This is a genomic window from Borreliella valaisiana VS116, assembly GCF_000170955.2.
Taxonomy (GTDB): domain Bacteria; phylum Spirochaetota; class Spirochaetia; order Borreliales; family Borreliaceae; genus Borreliella; species Borreliella valaisiana.
The window spans coordinates 1-21367 of record NC_012131.1 but is presented as its reverse complement, the minus strand read 5'-3'; the positions used below and the strand labels follow the sequence as shown (position 1 = coordinate 21367).

The following is a 21367-nucleotide window of genomic DNA, read 5'->3' as shown; positions in this document are numbered from 1 at the left end:
AATAAAAATTAAATATTTTTCAATTTATGATTAAAATCAATTTATAAAAGAGCAAAAATAAAATGTTATTATTTAAAAAATAAGCTTATACTACTTTGATATTTTGAAAAATCTTAATTATTCTCAATTAAAGAAATATTTATTGAATATAGAGTAAATAATTGGAGCAAGTGTTATTCCCACTATTAGCATTACTTGTATTGTTCTATTAATTGCATTAAGTTCATTTTTTAAACTAGATATATCCTTTTTTAGGGTCTTTTCTACACCATCTATCTTGGCATTTACACTATCTATTTTCGCATTAAGCTCATTTTTTATACTATCTATTTTAGTATTAAGTTCGTTTTTTACACTATCTATTTTAGTATCTAATCCAGATATATCTTTTTGAAAATTCTTTTCTACATTAATTATTTGTTGTTCTAAAGAATTCATTTTCTCTTTTATAACTTCAAAGTTGTAATTATCATTATGAAGAAAAACAAAATCTATTGCCTACTCACTAAACCCCATATTTAAAAATTCATTTTTTATACTTTCTATATTGTATGTCCTATACGCTAAATTATTCATAAAGTCCCCATATTATCCTTTTAATTGTTTATACTTCTTTAAAAGTTTATTAATCAAATCTTTTTGATTTTCAAAAATCTCATGCATCATAAAACTTGTAAATTTGGCATTACTCTTATAAAAATCGTAACTTTCTTTAGTTTTAAGTTGAAATCTTAACGGTTTTATTGGATTTTGTTTAGATTTTTTTAAACCACTTGGTGATTCTCTTAAAACCGCAATTGCTTTTGAAATGCCATTCTCTATTACATAAGCTTCTTCTAAAATACCCTCTTGAATTGCATTCGCTATTTTTAAATAATCATACGCTTGGCTCCTTGCTAAGTGATAATCCTTGATAAAATCTTCAAATGTTCTATATCCATCTAATTTATAGTATTCGTTATCTTTTATCTCTTTTAATATCTTGATAACTTCCATTTTATAATAGATTTCTTGCTGGAAACTAGATTTTAATCTTTGCTTTAAATTTTTGTATCGTTCTTCTGATTCATTTAACACCTCTAAGTTTCTTTTGTTTACTACTATATCCATGTATGGGCTCCTTTTATTTAAAATAATAACCATGTCCAATTATCTGGACATGGTTATTATTTTAAACCTGCTTAATATATTTTTATACTCCAACATGTAATCTTTATCTAAGTTAAATAAATCGTCCTTTGCTATCTTTTTGTTTAAATCTTCCCTTTCCGAAACTAAGCCTAAAAAATTTTTATTATCTTTAAGCGAATTAAACAGTATCTTATGAGTATTATTTTTTTTAAATCTAGTTATTATTAAAAAAATTGGAATATCAATAGCTAAATCACTAATTGAAAACTTTAAAAGCTCCAAACTCTCAACTGCCCATTTTTCTGCTGTTATTGGGACTATTACATAATCACTACATACCAATGCATTAGTTAATGTATAATCTAAGCTGGGATTTGTGTCAATTATTATGTAATCATAGTTAAATTTCAAATTTAATAGCTGTTTCTGCAACTTAATTTCCTTAAATGTTATAGCCTCTTTATTAAATTTGTGTAAACTTAGATAACTAGGTATTAAGCCTAAATTGTTATTAATATTTACAATTGAGTTGTCAATTAATATATTTCCTTTTAAAACCTCATATATATTTTTTTCAAGTAAATCAAATTTACTTTCCATTATTTTTTTATAGAAATAACTAGTAACTGATGCTTGTGTATCCATATCAATTAAGAGAACTTCACAGTCATTGGCCAAAAGAGTTGCAAATATAATTGCACTTGTGCTTTTACCAACACCACCCTTAATTGACGCAATTGTTATTATTTTAAGTTTTTTATTATCCATTTTGTAAGTGGTCCTTGTTCGGGATATTTTTTCCCATAAAATTCATATACTTGTTTTTCTAAATCTGTAAACATACTAAATAATATTTTATTGTAGTGGTTATTCATTCTCTTTTTGTCTAGAAAGCGATATAATCCCTTGAAATAGAAAAAAACACTACCTGCTTTAAATCTAACTTCCATATAATATGTCATTGCAAATCCATAAGATTTTCTAATTCCTTTTGCTTCATACTTTACAAAAGCTTTTTTAATTGGTTTTCTAAATCCATAAAAAATTCCAATAAACTTGTCCTCTTCTTTTATAGAGTACAAGTGGGTTTCTTGAACAATTCTTTCTCCATTATGTAAGGCCCTTAATGACATTCGAAACTTATGTTTTTTCTCATAAACTCCAAATTTGTATAAATCCATCATTATTTTTGTATGGTACATTGCTTTGCCATTCTCTTTTTCAATTTTTATAAATCTATCTTTATTTTGGCATTCAACTTTTTTTGTAGGTTCATCTGCGGTTTCCATGTTTAATCCTTACACAACCTTTTTGCTAAATTCTTTTAACTTTAAAGAAGTTTTTTCATTTTCTATTATTTCTAATAATTCATAATAATATTTATCGAATACTTTATTATATTCTAATTTCTTTTTGACATTTAAATAGTCTTTTAGAATTGGTTTTAAAACTTCAATTTCTGTAGTATTTTTTAGCCGCTCAATAAGAATATTAAAAATGTTTATCTTTATATGTTCGTAATTTTTTTTTGAATTTTCTTTTTTTATTTCAATTATTTTTTCTAACTTACGTTTTATGTTGTGTAAGTCTCTATATTTTTGATTTTCAATTATAAAATGGGGTTTTAATTTGTAATTTTCATATATTTTTTGAAAATTTTTTTTCAATTGTTCATAATTATATCCTTTTTTTTCTAATTCTTTTTGAATATTTATAAGTATTTCTTTCAATTTATTTTGCTTATTTTCAAACAACGGTTGATTTAAATCATTGTTTTTATTCTTTATTAGGCTGATTTCAATTTTTTTTATTGTTTTGAATATTTCAATCATAGTGTCTTGATTTAAATTTAAATTCAAAAGTGAGAGAGATTTTTTAGATAAAAATTTGCATTTATTATAATAGTTTATTATTTGAAACTTTTCTATCTGTTTATTTCTTTCTTCTTCTATATTATTATTTTTATTACTTAAACACTCCTCCAAATTTACACTCCCCCTTAAAGGGAATTTGCCTAAATAGTGGTTGTCAACCCTTTTTTTAAATCTTGAGTGTTTTTTTTCTTTAAAGTATTGGTTTATCTTTTGGTAACACTCTTTTTTAGAAAAATTAAGTTTATAGTAAATTTCAGTACCACAATTTACTCCCAAGTGTTTGTGGTAGTTAGATGTGACTTTTAATTCTTTTTCTAATTTGTAAAGATATTTTTGCAGTGTCTTTAACTTAATGGGATTTTGACCATTTCTTTTTAGATTTTTATTGAAGTAATAGAGTATGTTGCTTTGAGTATATTTTTGATATTTACTGTTTATGTACTTTAGTGTTGAGATAAGAACAATTAATTTGTGTTGGTGTTTGTTTTTGCAATTTGGACTTTTTTTATTGGTTGATATTGACATAATCGTCAACCTCCTGAGATTAGATTTATAATAATTACTATTATAATGCATAATTTTGATTTAAAAGTAAATATTTTCCTAAAAAATATCTAACTCTAATTATTAATATCATTAATATTAATACACTTTTTGTAATTTGGTAAAGATAAATTGATTTTAATTCTAAATTGGGCTACACTACAAATAGCGTAGTTGTGTAAGTATTGACATTTGCACCTACCTGAATTAGATAATTTGCAAAGAATAAAAATACAGTGGGATCTTAGCGAAATTCTTTATAAAGAGAGTTTGGTTAAGGCCCACTTTTTTTGCAAAAATTTTTGTTAAAAAGTTGACAAAAATAGTTTTTGCCATATAATTATTTATAAATCTAATCTCAGGAGGTTGACGATTATGTCAAACACAAATAATATTTAAGCAGAAATTAAATTCTTAAATGATATGGACACTCTAATTATGAATTTACCATGTATTGACAAAAGTCTTCAGGGACATAAGTATAAGTATCAGAATTTCAATGAAATAGTTAGAGAAATTAAAAACGTTATTAAAAAGCATAATTTGGATCTTTGTTTATGGCAATATCCAACTTCTAAAATTGTAGATGGTCAAAAGGAGCACATTATTAGGACCACATTTTTTAGTAAAAGTACTGGATATAGAAAATCATTTGATACACCAATTCTTACAGAAAATTCACAATACAATAATGAAAATGGGTTTAAAGTTACAAATACAGTGTATTAGCTGCTTAGTTCAGCTATTACTTATGTCAAAAGGTACGCATTGGTTTCATTTCTCATGATAGAAAGTGAAGTGGATACTAATGCAGAGCCTATTTATAATAATTATGAAAACGGAAATTCTGTTCCTAGAAAGCAAGTTAGTGTTAATCAACATCAGAAAAAAGAGATTAAACAAGAACAAAGAAAAGACAATAATAAGCAGCAAAGAAAAGATAGATTTTATTACTACAGTATTTTTAAAAACGCCCTATCTAATATAAAAAATTGGATAAATAGCTCTACAACAAAAGATAATATAAACTCAATTATTCAAAAAATAAGCTTTATTCAGGATGTAGACCCTAATAATGTTGATGATATCAAGAAAATTGAAGCCGATTTAATAAAGCATTTTGAGCAGAATATTGAGTTTAAGAGTATAAAATATTGGTCGGAGCTTATAAAAGACTATTTCAAGAAAAGCAATAAATTAAATGATTTAAAAGATTTTGAAAAGTTTATGTCGTTAAGCAGCCTATTTATGGCGCTAGCCCGTTAATATTATTTGGGGCGTTAAAAGAAGATAGACAATTTGATTATATTTTTGCAGCATAGCAGTATGTTTAGTAAAGCCCCCCTTATTTTGGGGGGCTTTACTAAAAAGCATTGTTGCAAATTGCTTGATTTACATTATCTATACCGCCGTCAAGTGTTCCCTGAATCACAGCTTTAAAGGTATTTTTTTCCGTCTTCATTTCCATTACATTTATCAAGTTGAGTTTTTATGTTATCAAGTGCTGATTTTATTTTATCTTCATCATATTCTAAAAATTTATCAAATTTTTCGTCATCAGTTAGAGCGGTTTTTAACCAGTCAAGGTGTGTTTTTTGGTCTTCAGTTAGCTTTTCTTTAAGAAGTTCTTCTTTGGATTTAGGTTTTTCTTCTTCGCTTATATCACGCTTTACCCTACTTTTTGATTGTTTAACATTGTTTTTTAAAGTATCATTATCATTAGAATTACAGCCATTTAGCATAATAAAAAATAAACAAAATAATATATTTATAATTTTCATTTTTATCCCCTTTTTTCTCTTAAGTACAATACATTGAGTAAACAAAAAAGTTTATTCTTGTAATTATAGATCCCATTTTTAGAAATATTGATGTTTCTAAGGGGTATTTAAAAATGATAAATTATGTGTCTAGGATTTTTTGTAATTTCTATTTGAAAAATCTAGTAATTAGTAATATAACAACAGTTGTTATAATAGATATAGCAATAAGTACTACTACTATTGCCGCAATAGTTATTATTCTGTTGCTCACCTTTAGTTTTTCTGATAATAATTGATTATTAATTTGCATATCTTTTTTAAGCTCTTGTGCTAAATTAGATATCTTTTTGTCAAGATTTTGTTCTAAACTATCTATTTTAGTATTTAAACTCTTCTCTACATTATCTATCTTAGTAGTAAGTTCATTTTTAACAGAATCAATCTTAGAAACAAGATTATCAAAATTTATCCCAAATTGTTTTTCTAAATTTTCTAAATCTCTATAGGTAAGTTCATTGTGATAATATCTTTTAGATAAATCTTGTACTATTAGTTATTTCATTCCTAATTTAAGAAATTCTTTATATATTTGTTCTTCACTTACACTTGCAGTATTTGATAGCGCTGGTTTCATAATAATTTCCCTTTACAGCCATGTTATACACTATTTCAGTTAGCTTTAAATATTTTTGTATATAAAGAATAAGCTCTTACAAGAACTTATTCTTTATATTAATTAAATTGACTTTTACAACAGAAAAAAATCTAGATATTAGATTAAAGTAAATTTAATACCTAGATTTTAACATTTTCAATATGGATATTTACTAATTAATTAGTACTCTCTTCTAGGAACTTTATTATTTTATCTATCTGTTCTACAGCTTCTTTAGACATTTGTTCTCCTTTTCCAGAAGCATTGCTTCCTCTGAATTTTATAGTTACTCCAACCAATTTTGCTTCTTTCCATATCGTTTGTTTTGCATTATCCTCATCTAAAAGCCCTTCAATTGTTTGTTTAGCTAATTTTAAAGCTGCCAATTTAGCTGCTAATTTATCTTGAAATAATCCTTGCAACTTTGTTATTTTTTCTTTAAGCTCTGCATTGCTTACGTATTTTAATCTTTCTTTCAATTTATTTATTTTATTTTTATACTCTTTAAATTTTTCATCATCAGTATCATTTTTAAAATTTGAAATCTCTGAAAGAATTGAATCTATTTCTTTTTTTCTCTTCTACATATAAATTACAAGCCATTACAAATAATATCGATATACAAAATAATTTAACTATGTTTTTAATTTTCATTAGTTACTCCTTTATTTAATAATAATGAAGTTAAAACTAGCACAACATTTCAAAATGTAAACCTATCAATTAAAACTTGCGTTAATTTTTTAAAAATTGATAAAAATAAGATCTATAATTACAAGAATAAACTTTTTTGTTTACTCAATGTATTGTACTTAAGAGAAAAAAGGGGATAAAAATGAAAATTATAAATATATTATTTTGTTTATTTTTTATTATGCTAAATGGCTGTAATTCTAATGATAATGATACTTTAAAAAACAATGTTAAACAATCAAAAAGTAGGGTAAAGCGTGATATAAGCGAAGAAGAAAAACCTAAATCCAAAGAAGAACTTCTTAAAGAAAAGCTAACTGAAGACCAAAAAACACACCTTGACTGGTTAAAAACCGCTCTAACTGATGAAGAAAAATTTGATAAATTTTTAGAATATGATGAAGATAAAATAAAATCAGCACTTGATAACATAAAAACTCAACTTGATAAATGTAATGGAAATGAAGACGGAAAAAAAATACCTTTAAAGCTGTGATTCAGGGAACAATTGACGGCGGTATAGATAATGTAAATCAAGCAATTTGCAACAATGCTTTTTAGTAAAGCCTCCCTTATTTTGGGGGGCTTTACTAAACATACTGCTATGCTGCAAAAATATAATCAAATTGTCTATCTTCTTTTAACGCCCCAAATAATATTAACGGGCTAGCGCCATAAATAGGCTGCTTAAACGACATAAACTTTTCAAAATCTTTTAAATCATTTAATTTATTGCTTTTCTTGAAATAGTCTTTTATAAGCTCCGACCAATATTTTATACTCTTAAACTCAATATTCTGCTCAAAATGCTTTATTAAATCGGCTTCAATTTTCTTGATATCATCAACATTATTAGGGTCTACATCCTGAATAAAGCTTATTTTTTGAATAATTGAGTTTATATTATCTTTTGTTGTAGAGCTATTTATCCAATTTTTTATATTAGATAGGGCGTTTTTAAAAATACTGTAGTAATAAAATCTATCTTTTCTTTGCTGCTTATTATTGTCTTTTCTTTGTTCTTGTTTAATCTCTTTTTTCTGATGTTGATTAACACTAACTTGCTTTCTAGGAACAGAATTTCCGTTTTCATAATTATTATAAATAGGCTCTGCATTAGTATCCACTTCACTTTCTATCATGAGAAATGAAACCAATGCGTACCTTTTGACATAAGTAATAGTTGAACTAAGCAGCTAATACACTGTATTTGTAACTTTAAACCCATTTTCATTATTGTATTGTGAATTTTCTGTAAGAATTGGTGTATCAAATGATTTTCTATATCCAGTACTTTTACTAAAAAATGTGGTCCTAATAATGTGCTCCTTTTGACCATCTACAATTTTAGAAGTTGGATATTGCCATAAACAAAGATCCAAATTATGCTTTTTAATAACGTTTTTAATTTCTCTAACTATTTCATTGAAATTCTGATACTTATACTTATGTCCCTGAAGACTTTTGTCAATACCTGGTAAATTCATAATTAGAGTGTCCATATCATTTAAGAATTTAATTTCTGCTTAAATATTATTTGTGTTTGACATAATCGTCAACCTCCTGAGATTAGATTTATAAATAATTATATGGCAAAAACTATTTTTGTCAACTTTTTAACAAAAATTTTTGCAAAAAAAAGTGGGCCTTAACCAAACTCTCTTTATAAAGAATTTCGCTAAGATCCCACTGTATTTTTATTCTTTGCAAATTATCTAATTCAGGTAGGTGCAAATGTCAATACTTACACAACTACGCTATTTGTAGTGTAGCCCAATTTAGAATTAAAATCAATTTATCTTTACCAAATTACAAAAAGTGTATTAATATTAATAATTAGAGTTAGATATTTTTTAGGAAAATATTTACTTTTAAATCAAAATTATGCATTATAATAGTAATTATTATAAATCTAATCTCAGGAGGTTGACGATTATGTCAATATCAACCAATAAAAAAAGTCCAAATTGCAAAAACAAACACCAACGCAAATTAATTGTTCTTATCTCAACACTAAAGTACATAAACAGTAAATATCAAAAATATACTCAAAGCAACATACTCTATTACTTCAATAAAAATCTAAAAAGAAATGGTCAAAATCCCATTAAGTTAAAGACATTGCAAAAATATCTTTACAAATTAGAAAAAGAATTAAAAGTCACATCTAACTACCACAAACACTTGGGAGTAAATTGTGGTACTGAAATTTACTATAAACTTAATTTTTCTAAAAAAGAGTGTTACCAAAAGATAAACCAATACTTTAAAGAAAAAAAACACTCAAGATTTAAAAAAAGGGTTGACAACCACTATTTAGGCAAATTCCCTTTAAGGGGGAGTGTAAATTTGGAGGAGTGTTTAAGTAATAAAAATAATAATATAGAAGAAGAAGAAAGAAATAAACAGATAGAAAAGTTTCAAATAATAAACTATTATAATAAATGCAGATTTTTATCTAAAAAATCTCTCTCACTTTTGAATTTAAATTTAAATCAAGACACTATGATTGAAATATTCAAAACAATAAAAAAAATTGAAATCAGCCTAATAAAGAATAAAAACAATGATTTAAATCAACCGCTCTTTGAAAATAAGCAAAATAAATTGAAAGAAATACTTATAAATATTCAAAAAGAATTAAAAAAAAAAGGATATAATTATGAACAATTGAAAAAAAATTTTCAAAAAATATATGAAAATTACAAATTAAAACCCCATTTTATAATTGAAAATCAAAAATATAGAGACTTACACAACATAAAACGTAAGTTAGAAAAAATAATTGAAATAAAAAAAGAAAATTCACAAAAAAATTACGAACATATAAAGATAAACATTTTTAATATTCTTATTGAGCGGCTAAAAAATACTACAGAAATTGAAGTTTTAAAACCAATTCTAAAAGACTATTTAAATGTCAAAAAGAAATTAGAATATAATAAAGTATTCGATAAATATTATTATGAATTATTAGAAATAATAGAAAATGAAAAAACTTCTTTAAAGTTAAAAGAATTTAGCAAAAAGGTTGTGTAAGGATTAAACATGGAAACCGCAGATGAACCTACAAAAAAAGTTGAATGCCAAAATAAAGATAGATTTATAAAAATTGAAAAAGAGAATGGCAAAGCAATGTACCATGCAAAAATAATGATGGATTTATACAAATTTGGAGTTTATGAGAAAAAACATAAGTTTTAAATGTCATTAAGGGCCTTACATAATGGAGAAAGAATTGTTCAAGAAACCCACTTGTACTCTATAAAAGAAGGGGACAAGTTTATTGGAATTTTTTATGGATTTAGAAAACCAATTAAAAAAGCTTTTGTAAAGTATGAAGCAAAAGGAATTAGAAAATCTTATGGATTTGCAATGACATATTATATGGAAGTTAGATTTAAAGCAGGTAGTGTTTTTTTCTATTTCAAGGGATTATATCGCTTTCTAGACAAAGAGAGAATGAATAACCACTACAATAAAATATTATTTAGTATGTTTACAGATTTAGAAAAACAAGTATATGAATTTTATGGGAAAAAATATTCCGAACAAGGACCACTTACAAAATGGATAATAAAAAACTTGAAATAATAACAATTGCGTCAATTAAGGGCGGTGTTGGTAAAAGCACAAGTGCAATTATATTTGCAACTCTTTTGGCCAATGACTGTAAAGTTCTCTTAATTGATATGGATACACAAGCATCAGTTACTAGTTATTTCTATAAAAAAATAATGGAAAGTAAATTTGATTTACTTGAAAAAAATATATATGAGGTTTTAAAAGGAAATATATTAATTGACAATTCAATTGTAAATATTAATAACAATTTAGGCTTAATACCTAGTTATCTAAGTTTACACAAATTTAATAAAGAGGCTATAACATTTAAGGAAATTAAGCTGCAGAAACAGCTATTAAATTTGAAATTTAACTATGATTACATAATAATTGACACAAATCCCAGCTTAGATTATACATTAACTAATGCATTGGTATGTAGTGATTATGTAATAGTCCCAATAACAGCAGAAAAATGGGCAGTTGAGAGTTTGGAGCTTTTAAAGTTTTCAATTAGTGATTTAGCTATTGATATTCCAATTTTTTTAATAATAACTAGATTTAAAAAAAATAATACTCATAAGATACTGTTTAATTCGCTTAAAGATAATAAAAATTTTTTAGGCTTAGTTTCGGAAAGGGAAGATTTAAACAAAAAGATAGCAAAGGACGATTTATTTAACTTAGATAAAGATTACATGTTGGAGTATAAAAATATATTAAGCAGGTTTAAAATAATAACCATGTCCAGATAATTGGACATGGTTATTATTTTAAATAAAAGGAGTCCATACATGGATATAGTAGTAAACAAAAAAAACTTAGAGGTGTTAAATGAATCAGAAGAACGATATAAAAATTTAAAGCAAAGATTAAAATCTAGTTTCCAGCAAGAAATCTATTATAAAATGGAAGTTATCAAGATATTAAAAGAGATAAAAGATAACGAATACTATAAATTAGATGGATATAGAACATTTGAAGATTTTATCAAGGATTATCACTTAGCAAGGAGCCAAGCGTATGATTATTTAAAAATAGCGAATGCAATTCAAGAGGGTATTTTAGAAGAAGTTTATGTAATAGAGAATGGCGTTTCAAAAGCAATTGCGGTTTTAAGAGAATCACCAAGTGGTTTAAAAAAATCTAAACAAAATTCAATAAAACCGTTAAGATTTCAACTTAAAACTAAAGAAAGTTACGATTTTTATAAGAGTAATGTCAAATTTACAGGTTTTATGATGCATGAGATTTTTGAAAATCAAAAAGATTTGATTAATAAACTTTTAAAGAAGTATAAACAATTAAAAGGATAATATGGGGACTTTATGAATAATTTAGCGTATAGGACATACAATATAGAAAGTATAAAAAATGAATTTTTAAATATGGGGTTTAGTGAGGAGGCAATAGATTTTGTTTTTCTTCATAATGATAATTACAACTTTGAAGTTATAAAAGAGAAAATGAATTCTTTAGAACAACAAATAATTAATGTAGAAAAGAATTTTCAAAAAGATATATCTGGATTAGATACTAAAATAGATAGTGTAAAAAACGAACTTAATACTAAAATAGATAGTATAAAAAACGAGCTTAATGCGAAAATAGATAGTGTAAATGCCAAGATAGATGGTGTAGAAAAGACCCTACAAAAGGATATATCTAGTTTAAAAAATGAACTTAATGCAAGTAATAGAACAATACAAGTAATGCTAATAGCGGGAATAACACTTGCTCCAATTATTTACTCTATATTCAATAAATATTTCTTTAATTGAGAATAATTAAAATTTTTCAAAATATCAAAGTAGTATAAGCTTATTTTTTAAATAATAACATTTTATTTTTGCTCTTTTATAAATTGATTTTAATCATAAATTGAAAAATATTTAATTTTTATTTTTTTAAATAAATTAGCCTAAACTCTGGGTTTTATTAAGCTTTTAATAAGAGCTTTTAGTAAAGTCCTATTATTTTTTAAAAGTTGACAAAAATAGTTTTTGCTATATAATTATTTATAAATCTAATTTCAGGAGGTTGACGATTATGTCAAACATAGAAAAAAATCAACAAGAAAATGTAAATAACAAGATAAATGGAGAATCCAAAATGCATGTTGAGCAACGAAGCTTTATTGGCTGCGAAGTATTTAAAAAAAATCTTTTCCAATTAAAGAAAAAAGTAAATTAAGTAAGATAGGCAAGAAATTACCAGGAATAAGCAGTAAAGAATGTTTTAGATTTAACAAAAATCTTAATTTTAGTGAGCAAAGAAACAAACTAGATAAATATGGCGCTAGTGAAGTAGACACTGTTTTAATTGGAGGTGCTGGATAAAAGACTTAATGGTAAATAGAGTGCTCAAATATTTTTTTTGGCATGAGCATGCCTTTTGAAGAGAATTTATACATGTTAAAAGGTAAAGAATTAGAAAATTTAGGATTTAGAGAGTTTGTTAAGGCACACGGTGATAATATTACTGTTTTGTATAAAAACAAATATGCCAATGGTGTTGATAAATATAATTATTTAAAAAAATGGGTAACTTTGAAAGTTTAGTGGGTTCAACAATTGATGGGTGGTTTAATAATAATGGTGATTTAGAACTTTTAGAGATTAAGAGTAGCGATTCTAATTATATGAGTAGCGTCATTGAAGAGTACAGTATAAATGGCAATTTTTTAATCAGTAAATATTTTTTTAAATACTATGTGCAAGCACAAATGCAGTTGTCATGTACTGGGCTTGAGCATTACAATTTATTCTTTTTTAATAGACGCTGCACCGGTTAATTGTAAGATAAAAAGAAATGATTCTTTAATATCAAAAGTGCTTGAATTTGTTAGGAAATGTGAATAAGAAGTTTGCAATTTAAGAAACTAAATTGTTAAAAAAAATGATGTTAATTTAGTAATATCAAATAATATTGATAGTGATACGTTTATTAAGCTTGTTGAAGAGTTGGAGTTGAGTTTAATTGGGTAAAAGAATTTGTAGAATATGTTAATTGTATAGATCTTGAGATTAAAACCGAACAGTCTACCATAAATCTTGAGTGTTCTTTTTTTGAAATTAAAAATTTAAAAGTAGAACTGAACAAAATTTAAAATGAAAACAAAAAAAGAGAAAAGCCTATAAAAGAACTGCTAAAAATTAAAATTGATGATATTTTGGATAAATATTCACTAATTAATCATGTGAATTACAGATTTAAACAATTTGTGTTTAACTATTATCCTAAGAAAAGAGCAATAGCAGATAGATTTAAAGGACTTATAACAATAAGTAGCAAAGTGTTATTGCTGAGCAATATGAGCAATATAGTGTATGCAAATAGTGTCCCCATGTGAATGGGTGCACTAAAACTAAAAAATTAAAAAAATAATTTAACATAGGAGGTTAATCAATGATTATTGGTAAAATAAAACAAAGTAATAAGGGTTTGCTCGTAGAGATACAAAAGTGGGGCCGCTTATTTTTTGTGTTTGCATTACTATACAAGCTTATTTAAGAAACTCGAATTTAATGCTTTTGATATAAATGCAGCATATTACAGGTTTTTAGGACTAGGATATATTAGGAGTATCGCAAGATATGAAACTTCTAGTTATTTTGGATCTTCAAATGAGTTTGAAATTAGCGAGGTTAAAATTAAGGGTGTTAATGGATTTCACTTTATTGCTACAAAAGAACAAGAAATATTATATGATTCACTTGATTTAAAACCACGTGGAAAAGAATTTAAGGTAACTTTAAAACGTATCTTTAAGTTTAGATAGTTTGTACTATAGTTTAAACTATTTTTTATACATTTATAAGCTTGAATTTTGTTTGCAGAAGAGAGTTCGTAGATATTATCAATTTCATGAGTTGAAGAGTATTTCATAAGTTCTTTAATTTGAAAAGAATTATAACCATTGGTTTTCAAATTTAAAATAAATAAAATTCTACATAAATGAAGAGATTTATTTGCTTTAAATCCCGATTTTTTAAGAAGATTTTTGAATTTTCTAGAAATATTGATAATACTAATTTGATTGTCTTTAAACTTGTGTTTAGTTTTTTGGAAAAGGTAAGTACGCCTTGTATCGATATTTTTTTCTTCGAAATGATTTTTATGTGCTGTTTGAATAGCATTGTACTCTTTAGAGCTAATGACAATTTCTCTAATACAAGCGATACTTCTTTTTTTTGATACATTTACTTTTATATTGTAATAAATTTCTCCAGTTTTGCTTGATAACTGGGTAATATCTTCCATTTTTGCTTTTTGAATTTCAGTGCCCCTACACCCACTTATTGAAAGTAGATGTACGAACCAGCCAGATATTGGATCAGTTTGTTTTAGATGTTTTATACATTTTGTAATTAGTTTGCTAGTTTTTGAAGTTAAGCAAAATTTAGGGTTAGGTTTTAGATTTTCTTTTTTATTTTTAGGTGAATTTTTTAGAGCATTTTTTAGAATTTTATTTTCATCGACTACTTTTTGATAATCTTTTAATAGTTTAAGTAAAAAATCTGTATCACCGTTATTTAAATTAAGATACTTATTCAAGTCCACAGAATGAGCTCCTTATAAATGTTACTTTTAAATTAAGTAAAAGTAATAAAAATAGGTGAAAATTACAATTTACATTGTATCAAAAACTAAAAATTGTAATTATTAGGTATTGTGTTAAGCTTGAGATCTATGGAGCAGGAGTAACTTATGAAGAAAAAAATAAACATTTTTAATTTTTATTATTTGTGTTGTTTTTGCATTGATAATTACTTGTAAGAATTATGCAAGTAGTAAAGATTTAAAAATATCAGTGGAAAATGCAGAACAACAAGTTAAGGGATTTTTAGATACAAAAAAAGAAGAATTGACCGAGGGCATTAAAAAGCTCGGATCAGAAATTTCTTCAAAAGTTAAAGAAGAATTAATGCAAGCTGATGAACAATTAGCTCAAGGTGTTAATGAATATTCAGAATTAAAAGAAAAGGGGTTTGAAAAAAAATAGAAAAATCAAAGGATTTTAAAGGTATTTCAAAAAAGACAAAAGAGGATAGAAAAAAAGAATTAGAAGAGGTTAAAAAGAAATTTGAAGAGTTTAAAAAACAAGTTGATAGTGAAACTGGAGAAAATGCTGATAAAGTTAAAAATCAAGGCAAAATCGGACGAGAAGCTTTGCTGTACGCTAGAAAATTAAGTGTAAATGGAAGTTATTCTACTAATGATGGCACCAATACTAATGATTTTGTAAAAAAAGTTATAGATGATGCGCTTAAAAATATTGAAGAAGAGCTTAAAAAGCTAGACGATAAAAAATAGTAAAAAACGGTTTTCGAAAACATAAATTCTCAAAAGCAGTACTTGTTGTTAGTCTTGTTTTTTATTATAAGTAATATTGCTGAAATATAGATAATAAAGCTAGGAGGGGATATGAAAAAAATTAATTTTTTAATATTTTTGTTTTTATTTGTATTAAGTTTAAGTGCAAACATAGAAAAAAATTATTCAAAAACCAAAAGAGCTTTTTCCGAAGAAGATTTTAATTTAATAAATAAAAGACCAGACACTATGATTTTAAAAATGGGTATGAAAAAAGTCCTGTTTTTTCCGATGCTCTTAGAATTAGAGGAAATTTAAGAAAAATTGTTTTTTTGGATGCTCTTGATGTTATAGAATATTTTATGAAAATTAAAATAAGCACAGATAGTATTTTACTATCTGGGGGTATGATTAGACTTATAGGAGGGTATTCAGATTCGATTTTTAATTATTTAATACAACTAGATTCTGATAAAATTGACTATATTGAAAAGTATGGAGAAGAAGCTCAAAGTAAGTTTAAAGAAACATATTCTAAAGATAAATCAAGTACATTTAAACAAATTTAAAAACAAATTTTGGCTGATTTGCCCAAAAATTAGTTTTTAAATTAAAAGAGGAATGGTTTTCGAAAACATAAATTACCAAAAACAAGACTAACAAATAGTCTTGTTTTTCATTTGTATTAAAATTTTTTAATTATTATTCTTATTAGGTCAATAAAAACAATAATTTCCAGCATTGCTAATACGGGTATGGTAATTATTGAGCCAATACCTATGGTAAATATGGTAAGTAAAAGATAAAAAAGAGTTATACATAAAAATGCAATACCGGTTCTCGTTTTTCCCACGTAAAATCTATGAGCTCCTAAATAACCAAAAAAATATGTAGTATAATGCTGCTACCAATCTGGTATAACATTTTTTAACTTGTTTGTTTTTAACCCCACAAGCAATACAAATTTTCAGCTTCTTTTTTAATAGACTTGTCACAAGAATGACAATATATTTCGTTTAAAGCTTTTGACATAGTTTTATGCTCCTTTTAAAAATAGAACATACCTATTTAAAAGGATTTAAGACAAATAAGTTGTATTTTTATGTATTTAAATTTAATGAATATTGTAAATATAGATCAGTGGTTAATAAGTATTAAGAATTTATCAGTTTATGTTAATAATTTATTAAATTGCTTTACTATTTAGAGTAATAATTTGATAACTTTGTTACTTTAGAGAAATATCCTTGAAAAAAGTTAAACGCTCTTTTGATGAGTATGTTGCATATTTTAGAGAAGGCTCATTAAATGATGGAGAAATAGCAGCTAGACTAGGAGTTTCTAGAGTAAATGTATGGAAAATGAGGCAAAAATGGGAGCGTGGAGAAACTTCTGTTAACGAAGATTCTAAAGTAGTAATTAGTGAAGAGACTTTTGAACACCTTGTAGCACAAACTTTTAGATCAGAAGTTAAAGCTAAAAAAGTTAAGGAAAAATTAGATTTAGAGCGTTTCAATTTAGAATTGGGATTTATACGTGCATTTAAGCAATATGCAAGCATTGAACTTGCGCCAACATGCATTTAATGTATTTAAACAGCTTAAAAGGCAAACTACAAATGATTCAAGTGATATAAATAGTAAATATTTAAGAATATTATTAAAAGCTCTTTTAGTATGTTTAATGAAAAAAATCGTATTATTAGACAATAAAAAAAATAATAAAGAATTTACTATAGATAGTAGCAATAGTAATAATATTAAAACTAAAAATTCAAAAAAATTTGAAAAATTAAATTTTGACATGAAAGCAATATATCGAAACTTAGAAAGTTTTATTTTTGTTATATACTAAGAACAAAAATAGTTTTTTCAAATATATAGTTTAGTTGATATTAAATTATATATCTTTTATCCTTATAAAAATGAATAATAATGAGTCTCTATTCAAAAAAGCAAAAGAATATATAGCTAATCTAAGAAGTACAAAATTAGAAGAAAAAACAGAGCATTCTAACAGAACTCATTTAGAAAATCTACTTAATGATTTTAATAAAATTAATCAAAATTCAAGTATTGCTATTCAGCATGAGCCAAGGCGAAGCAAAGAGGGCTTTGGATCACCTGATTATGTGGTTATTAATAATATTAATAATGGAATAATAGGTTGTGTTGAAGTTAAGAAAGTTGAGCAAAATCTAAACGAAACACTTAAAAGTTCCCAAATTGGAAAATATAAAAATATAACACGAAATATACTTCTTACAAATTATATTGAGTTTATTTGGATTAAAGATAGGGAAGTTAAATTAAGAGAAGTTTTACTCACTAAAGAAGAATTAAATAGTAAGAATATTAAGCTTGATAGAAATAAATTAACTAAAGTTATAAATATACTAGATGAATTCTTTAATTCTCATTTTGAAAAAATTAAAAGTGTTAAAATATTAGCTACTTTGCTTGCAAGTAAAACTAGATCCCTAAAAGAAGAGATAGAATCAAACTTAAAAGTAAATGAGGAAAAATTAGATTTAAATATTGATGAAGAAAAACTAGGAGAACTTAATACCTTAGTATCAACTTGTAGAATACTTAAAGAAAGTGTTTATAGTAATGATTTTAGTATTTCTGAATTTTCAGATTCAATTGCACAAACTATTACTTATGGGCTATTCATTGCTCGTCTTAATAATAAAAGTAATACAGAAATTGATTTTAGCAATATAGAAAGCTTTATACCTACTAATTTTTCATTAATACAAAATATTATAAAACTAATTAAAGATATTCATAAAGATAGTGAATTTGATTGCTTAAAATGGATTTTAGAAAGTATTATAAGCATAGTAAATAATATTGATACAGAACTTATTTTTAATGAATTTTCATTTACCAGTAATAAAGAAAATTCAAAAGATCCATACCTTTATTTTTATGAAGATTTTCTTGCTAAGTACGATGCTAATTTAAGAAAAGCAAAAGGGGTTTACTATACTCCTAGTTCAATTGTTAATTTTATTGTTAGCAGTTTAAATGAAATACTTAAAGGAGAATTTAACTTAGATAAAGGTTTTGCAAATAAAGACAAAGTTACAGTACTAGACTTTGCAACAGGGACTGGTACATTTTTACTTGAAGTTATTCGCACGATAATATTAAAAGAAATTCCAAAGGAATCTGGTAGACAAAAAGACTATATTAATCTACATATACTTAAAAACTTATATGGTTTTGAATACTTAATGGCACCTTATGCTGTAGCACATCTTAAATTAAGTCAATATTTAAAAGAAATTTGCGAAGTTGATTTTAGTAGTAAAGATTCAAGACTTAAAGTGTATTTAACTAATACAATTGATTTTAAAAAACAGGTAGATCAAAAATATTTACCTTTAGCTTTTTTAAAAGATATTACAAAAGAGACTAAAGAAGCCAATAAAATTAAAGAAAGTAAAATATTGGTAATACTTGGCAATCCTCCTTATAATGCAGGGTCAAAAAATAATAATAAATATATACTTGATTTAATAAAAAAATATAAAGAAATAAAAAATGAGCCTCTAAATGAAAAAACAATATCATCACTTAATGATGATTATGTTAAGTTTATTAGATTTGCAGAGAATAATATTGAAGATTCTAATGAGGGACTTATTGGGATTATTACAAATAATGGATACCTTGATAACGTAACATTCAGAGGAATGAGATTTCATCTTTTAAATACATTTGACGAAATTTATATTCTTAATTTACATGGAGACTCAAGAAAAAAAGAAAAGACCGATGATGGCAGTTCAGACCAAAATGTATTTGATATTCAAACTGGTGTTGCGATTAGTATTTTTATTAAACATAAAAATGAGTCAAAAAAGAATAAATTAGCAAATGTTTACTACAGTAGCATAAAAGGCAAAAGGAAAGAAAAATATGAATTTTTAGATAATAACAATATCTTTACTACTAATTTTAAAAAGTTAGAATATAAAGAACCTAATTATTTTTTTGTTAAAAAAGATTTAAATGTTGAGAATATTTATAGCGAAGGTATTTCTTTAAAAAATATTTTTATTGAATTTAGTATTGGTGCATCGACCGCTAAAGATAATATAGCGATTGACTATACAAAAAAAGAGCTTTTAGATAAGCTTAAAAATTTAGTAAATTTATCAGAACAAGATGCAAGAAATAAATACGGCATAGAAAAAGATACTGAAAATTGGAATTTAACAAAAGTACAAGAGTTTCTAAAATCTACAAATATTGATCCAAGTTATGTGAAGCAAATAACTTACAAACCTTTTGATAATAGATTTATTTATTATTCTAAAAGTAAAGGAATTGTAGCAAGACCTATTTATAAAACAATGAAACATATTTTAGAAGTTAAGGATAACATAGGGATTATTACAACAAGACTTTTATCAACAAGTAGTTTTTGTCATGCTTTGATTGCTTCTGTTATTGTTAACAGAGATTGTATTTGCAGCAAATCATATTTTTTTCCACTTTATATAAAAGAGGATAGAGGTGCATTTGAAAGTATAAAAAAGAAAAATTTTAATACTACTTTTAAAGATTTTATTAAAAATAAGTATAGTAAAGAGTTTACTCCAGAAGAAATACTTGGATATATTTACTCAATTCTTTATTCAAATATTTATCGAACTCGATTTATTGAGTTTTTAAAAATAGATTTTCCTAAAATTATATTTGTAGATAATGTAGATACATTTTTAAAGCTTAGTAAGCTTGGAACTAAACTCATTAATTCTCATTTATTAAAAGATAATTTAAAGCTCAACAATAGTATTGGTAATCACACTGGAGATTATAATCGCATTGTAGAGAAAATTACTTATAAAGAAGATACAAAAGAACTTTACTATAATTCAACATGTTGTTTTACTAATGTAGCTAAAGAAGTATATGAATACGAAATTGGGAGTTATCAAGTACTTAAAAGCTACTTAAAGTATAGAAAAGGTAAAGAACTTATTATTAATGAAAATGAAGACGAAATTGAACATCTTGAGAAAGTTATAAAAGTGCTTAGCTATACAATTAATGTACAAAAAGAAATTGACGAAATAATACAAAATCTTAAAGAATTTAATGAATAAATATAAATAGAATTATAATATCACTACACGCCAAGTGATATTATAATTCTATTTTCTTTTTTTGTACTTTCTTTCTTTTCTATAAGATTCATACTTTGATGCAAATTCTTTTGTTATTCGCTAATTTATACTTAAATCACGATTTATCTCTTTAGGTTTTACATTATTTGCTTGTTCTTTAAGGCGAATATACTCTTCATATTCCCCAAAACTTATAACCTTGGTATCAGATTTAACTTGCTGTTTTTCTTTAACTTGTACTTGCAAGTCTTCTTTTTCTTCATTTTCAATCACTTTTTAACTCCTTTTCTCAAAATGAGAATAACTTTTCTTTTAAAATAGCTAACTCCTAGTTATTAAAGGCGCTGTAGATTCATGATCAAAGTGTTCAAATCCAATAGGTAGCTCTAATTGACGGGTTCTTTAAGGTCTAGTAGTGTGTCTTTAGTTTTTACTAAAACATATTCAATTCCATGAAAACGGTAGCTTATAATACAATTTAAAAGCGCATTCTTAAGTTGCACCTTTAATCTAGAAAGTTTCGCCTCACTAACATTGCGACCAGTACTCTCAAGAACAAGTCCGTTCTTGAGACAGTCTTCTGCTACATTTTCAATGTAATTTCTAAAAAATATCGAATATCGATATAGTTCTAATGCACTTAATTTATCTACTAGTTTTGCTTTTCTTAAATTACACACTTTTT

At 25.2% G+C, this 21367-nt stretch carries 13 protein-coding genes and 13 pseudogenes; 14 read left to right on the top strand and 12 right to left on the bottom strand.

What is annotated here, in order from left to right; genetic code table 11:
• Positions 1-123: 123 nt before the first annotated feature.
• The 5 genes and pseudogenes from bdr (BVAVS116_RS04870) to BVAVS116_RS04850 all read right to left on the bottom strand — a co-directional run bounded on the left by bdr (BVAVS116_RS04870) (position 124) and on the right by BVAVS116_RS04850 (position 3530).
• Positions 124-576 (bottom strand): annotated as a pseudogene (bdr, locus tag BVAVS116_RS04870) (Bdr family repetitive protein).
• Between the two features lie 12 nt (positions 577-588).
• Positions 589-1110: a chromosome replication/partitioning protein gene (locus BVAVS116_RS04865; protein WP_012664813.1), complete on the bottom strand. Its 522-nt coding sequence runs from the start codon at positions 1108-1110 to the stop codon at positions 589-591.
• Between the two features lie 39 nt (positions 1111-1149).
• On the bottom strand, positions 1150-1899 hold the full coding sequence (locus BVAVS116_RS04860) for a ParA family protein (protein WP_012664812.1): 750 nt from the start codon (positions 1897-1899) through the stop codon (positions 1150-1152).
• Entirely contained in the window at positions 1875-2420 is a 546-nt protein-coding gene (locus tag BVAVS116_RS04855) for a DUF226 domain-containing protein (RefSeq protein ID WP_012664811.1), read from the bottom strand. The genes BVAVS116_RS04860 and BVAVS116_RS04855 overlap by 25 nt, the downstream gene beginning before the upstream one ends.
• 9 nt (positions 2421-2429) lie before the next feature.
• The gene (locus tag BVAVS116_RS04850) at positions 2430-3530 is read right to left on the bottom strand and encodes a plasmid maintenance protein (protein ID WP_012664810.1); all 1101 of its coding nucleotides are present in this window, start codon (positions 3528-3530) and stop codon (positions 2430-2432) included.
• Positions 3531-3953: 423 nt separating this feature from the next.
• Here BVAVS116_RS04850 and BVAVS116_RS04845 point away from each other — a divergent pair.
• Positions 3954-4870: pseudogene (locus BVAVS116_RS04845) on the top strand (ERF family protein).
• Positions 4871-4911: 41 nt separating this feature from the next.
• Here BVAVS116_RS04845 and BVAVS116_RS04840 read toward each other — a convergent pair.
• The 3 genes and pseudogenes from BVAVS116_RS04840 to revA form a co-directional block, all read right to left on the bottom strand.
• Positions 4912-5329 (bottom strand): annotated as a pseudogene (locus BVAVS116_RS04840) (Mlp family lipoprotein).
• Between the two features lie 148 nt (positions 5330-5477).
• Entirely contained in the window at positions 5478-5861 is a 384-nt protein-coding gene (gene bdr / locus BVAVS116_RS06630; RefSeq protein ID WP_244427562.1) for a Bdr family repetitive protein, read from the bottom strand.
• A 281-nt stretch (positions 5862-6142) separates the two neighbouring features.
• The gene (revA, locus tag BVAVS116_RS04830) at positions 6143-6511 is read right to left on the bottom strand and encodes a fibronectin-binding protein RevA (RefSeq protein WP_322786707.1); all 369 of its coding nucleotides are present in this window, start codon (positions 6509-6511) and stop codon (positions 6143-6145) included.
• Between the two features lie 290 nt (positions 6512-6801).
• Here revA and BVAVS116_RS04825 point away from each other — a divergent pair.
• Positions 6802-7220, top strand: a pseudogene (locus BVAVS116_RS04825) (Mlp family lipoprotein).
• Between the two features lie 41 nt (positions 7221-7261).
• On the opposite strand, the pseudogene BVAVS116_RS04820 reads toward BVAVS116_RS04825, so the two are convergent.
• Positions 7262-8179 (bottom strand): annotated as a pseudogene (locus tag BVAVS116_RS04820) (ERF family protein).
• Positions 8180-8594: 415 nt separating this feature from the next.
• Here BVAVS116_RS04820 and BVAVS116_RS04815 point away from each other — a divergent pair.
• From BVAVS116_RS04815 to BVAVS116_RS06240, 7 genes and pseudogenes are all read left to right on the top strand, one after another.
• Positions 8595-9698: a plasmid maintenance protein gene (locus tag BVAVS116_RS04815; RefSeq protein ID WP_012664800.1), complete on the top strand. Its 1104-nt coding sequence runs from the start codon at positions 8595-8597 to the stop codon at positions 9696-9698.
• A 9-nt stretch (positions 9699-9707) separates the two neighbouring features.
• A pseudogene (locus tag BVAVS116_RS04810) lies at positions 9708-10253 on the top strand (DUF226 domain-containing protein).
• Positions 10229-10978 (top strand): ParA family protein, encoded by a 750-nt coding sequence (locus BVAVS116_RS04805; protein WP_012664797.1) that lies wholly within the window; start codon positions 10229-10231, stop codon positions 10976-10978. Before BVAVS116_RS04810 ends, BVAVS116_RS04805 begins: the two are co-directional and overlap by 25 nt.
• Positions 10979-11017: 39 nt before the next feature.
• The gene (locus BVAVS116_RS04800; protein ID WP_012664796.1) at positions 11018-11539 is read left to right on the top strand and encodes a chromosome replication/partitioning protein; all 522 of its coding nucleotides are present in this window, start codon (positions 11018-11020) and stop codon (positions 11537-11539) included.
• A 12-nt stretch (positions 11540-11551) separates the two neighbouring features.
• The gene (gene bdr, locus BVAVS116_RS04795; protein WP_012664795.1) at positions 11552-12004 is read left to right on the top strand and encodes a Bdr family repetitive protein; all 453 of its coding nucleotides are present in this window, start codon (positions 11552-11554) and stop codon (positions 12002-12004) included.
• A gap of 268 nt (positions 12005-12272) precedes the next feature.
• Positions 12273-13575: pseudogene (locus BVAVS116_RS04790) on the top strand (DUF244 domain-containing protein).
• A 56-nt stretch (positions 13576-13631) separates the two neighbouring features.
• Positions 13632-14004 (top strand): annotated as a pseudogene (locus BVAVS116_RS06240) (DUF261 family protein).
• Here BVAVS116_RS06240 and BVAVS116_RS04785 read toward each other — a convergent pair.
• Positions 13896-14786, bottom strand: coding sequence for a tyrosine-type recombinase/integrase (locus tag BVAVS116_RS04785; RefSeq protein ID WP_012664789.1), 891 nt, complete (start codon positions 14784-14786; stop codon positions 13896-13898). The pseudogene BVAVS116_RS06240 and the gene BVAVS116_RS04785 overlap by 109 nt on opposite strands.
• Before the next feature lie 172 nt (positions 14787-14958).
• On the opposite strand from BVAVS116_RS04785, the pseudogene BVAVS116_RS04780 reads away from it, so the two are divergent.
• From BVAVS116_RS04780 to BVAVS116_RS04755, 5 genes and pseudogenes are all read left to right on the top strand, one after another.
• Positions 14959-15539 (top strand): annotated as a pseudogene (locus BVAVS116_RS04780) (outer surface protein ErpG).
• Between the two features lie 111 nt (positions 15540-15650).
• Positions 15651-16108: pseudogene (eppA, locus tag BVAVS116_RS06900) on the top strand (exported protein A EppA).
• A 678-nt stretch (positions 16109-16786) separates the two neighbouring features.
• A pseudogene (locus BVAVS116_RS04765) lies at positions 16787-17110 on the top strand (DUF603 domain-containing protein); the annotation flags it as partial.
• Positions 17100-17393, top strand: a complete 294-nt coding sequence (locus BVAVS116_RS04760; RefSeq protein WP_148271168.1) for a hypothetical protein — start codon at positions 17100-17102, stop codon at positions 17391-17393. The pseudogene BVAVS116_RS04765 and the gene BVAVS116_RS04760, both read left to right, overlap by 11 nt.
• A gap of 70 nt (positions 17394-17463) precedes the next feature.
• Positions 17464-20661, top strand: a complete 3198-nt coding sequence (locus BVAVS116_RS04755) for a type ISP restriction/modification enzyme (RefSeq protein ID WP_012664782.1) — start codon at positions 17464-17466, stop codon at positions 20659-20661.
• Positions 20662-20784: 123 nt separating this feature from the next.
• Here the strand turns inward: BVAVS116_RS04755 and BVAVS116_RS06460 are convergent.
• Positions 20785-20955: pseudogene (locus BVAVS116_RS06460) on the bottom strand (DUF1357 family protein); the annotation flags it as partial.
• Positions 20956-21033: 78 nt separating this feature from the next.
• A pseudogene (locus tag BVAVS116_RS04750) lies at positions 21034-21362 on the bottom strand (anti-CBASS protein Acb1 family protein); the annotation flags it as partial.
• Between the last annotated feature and the right edge of the window lie 5 nt (positions 21363-21367).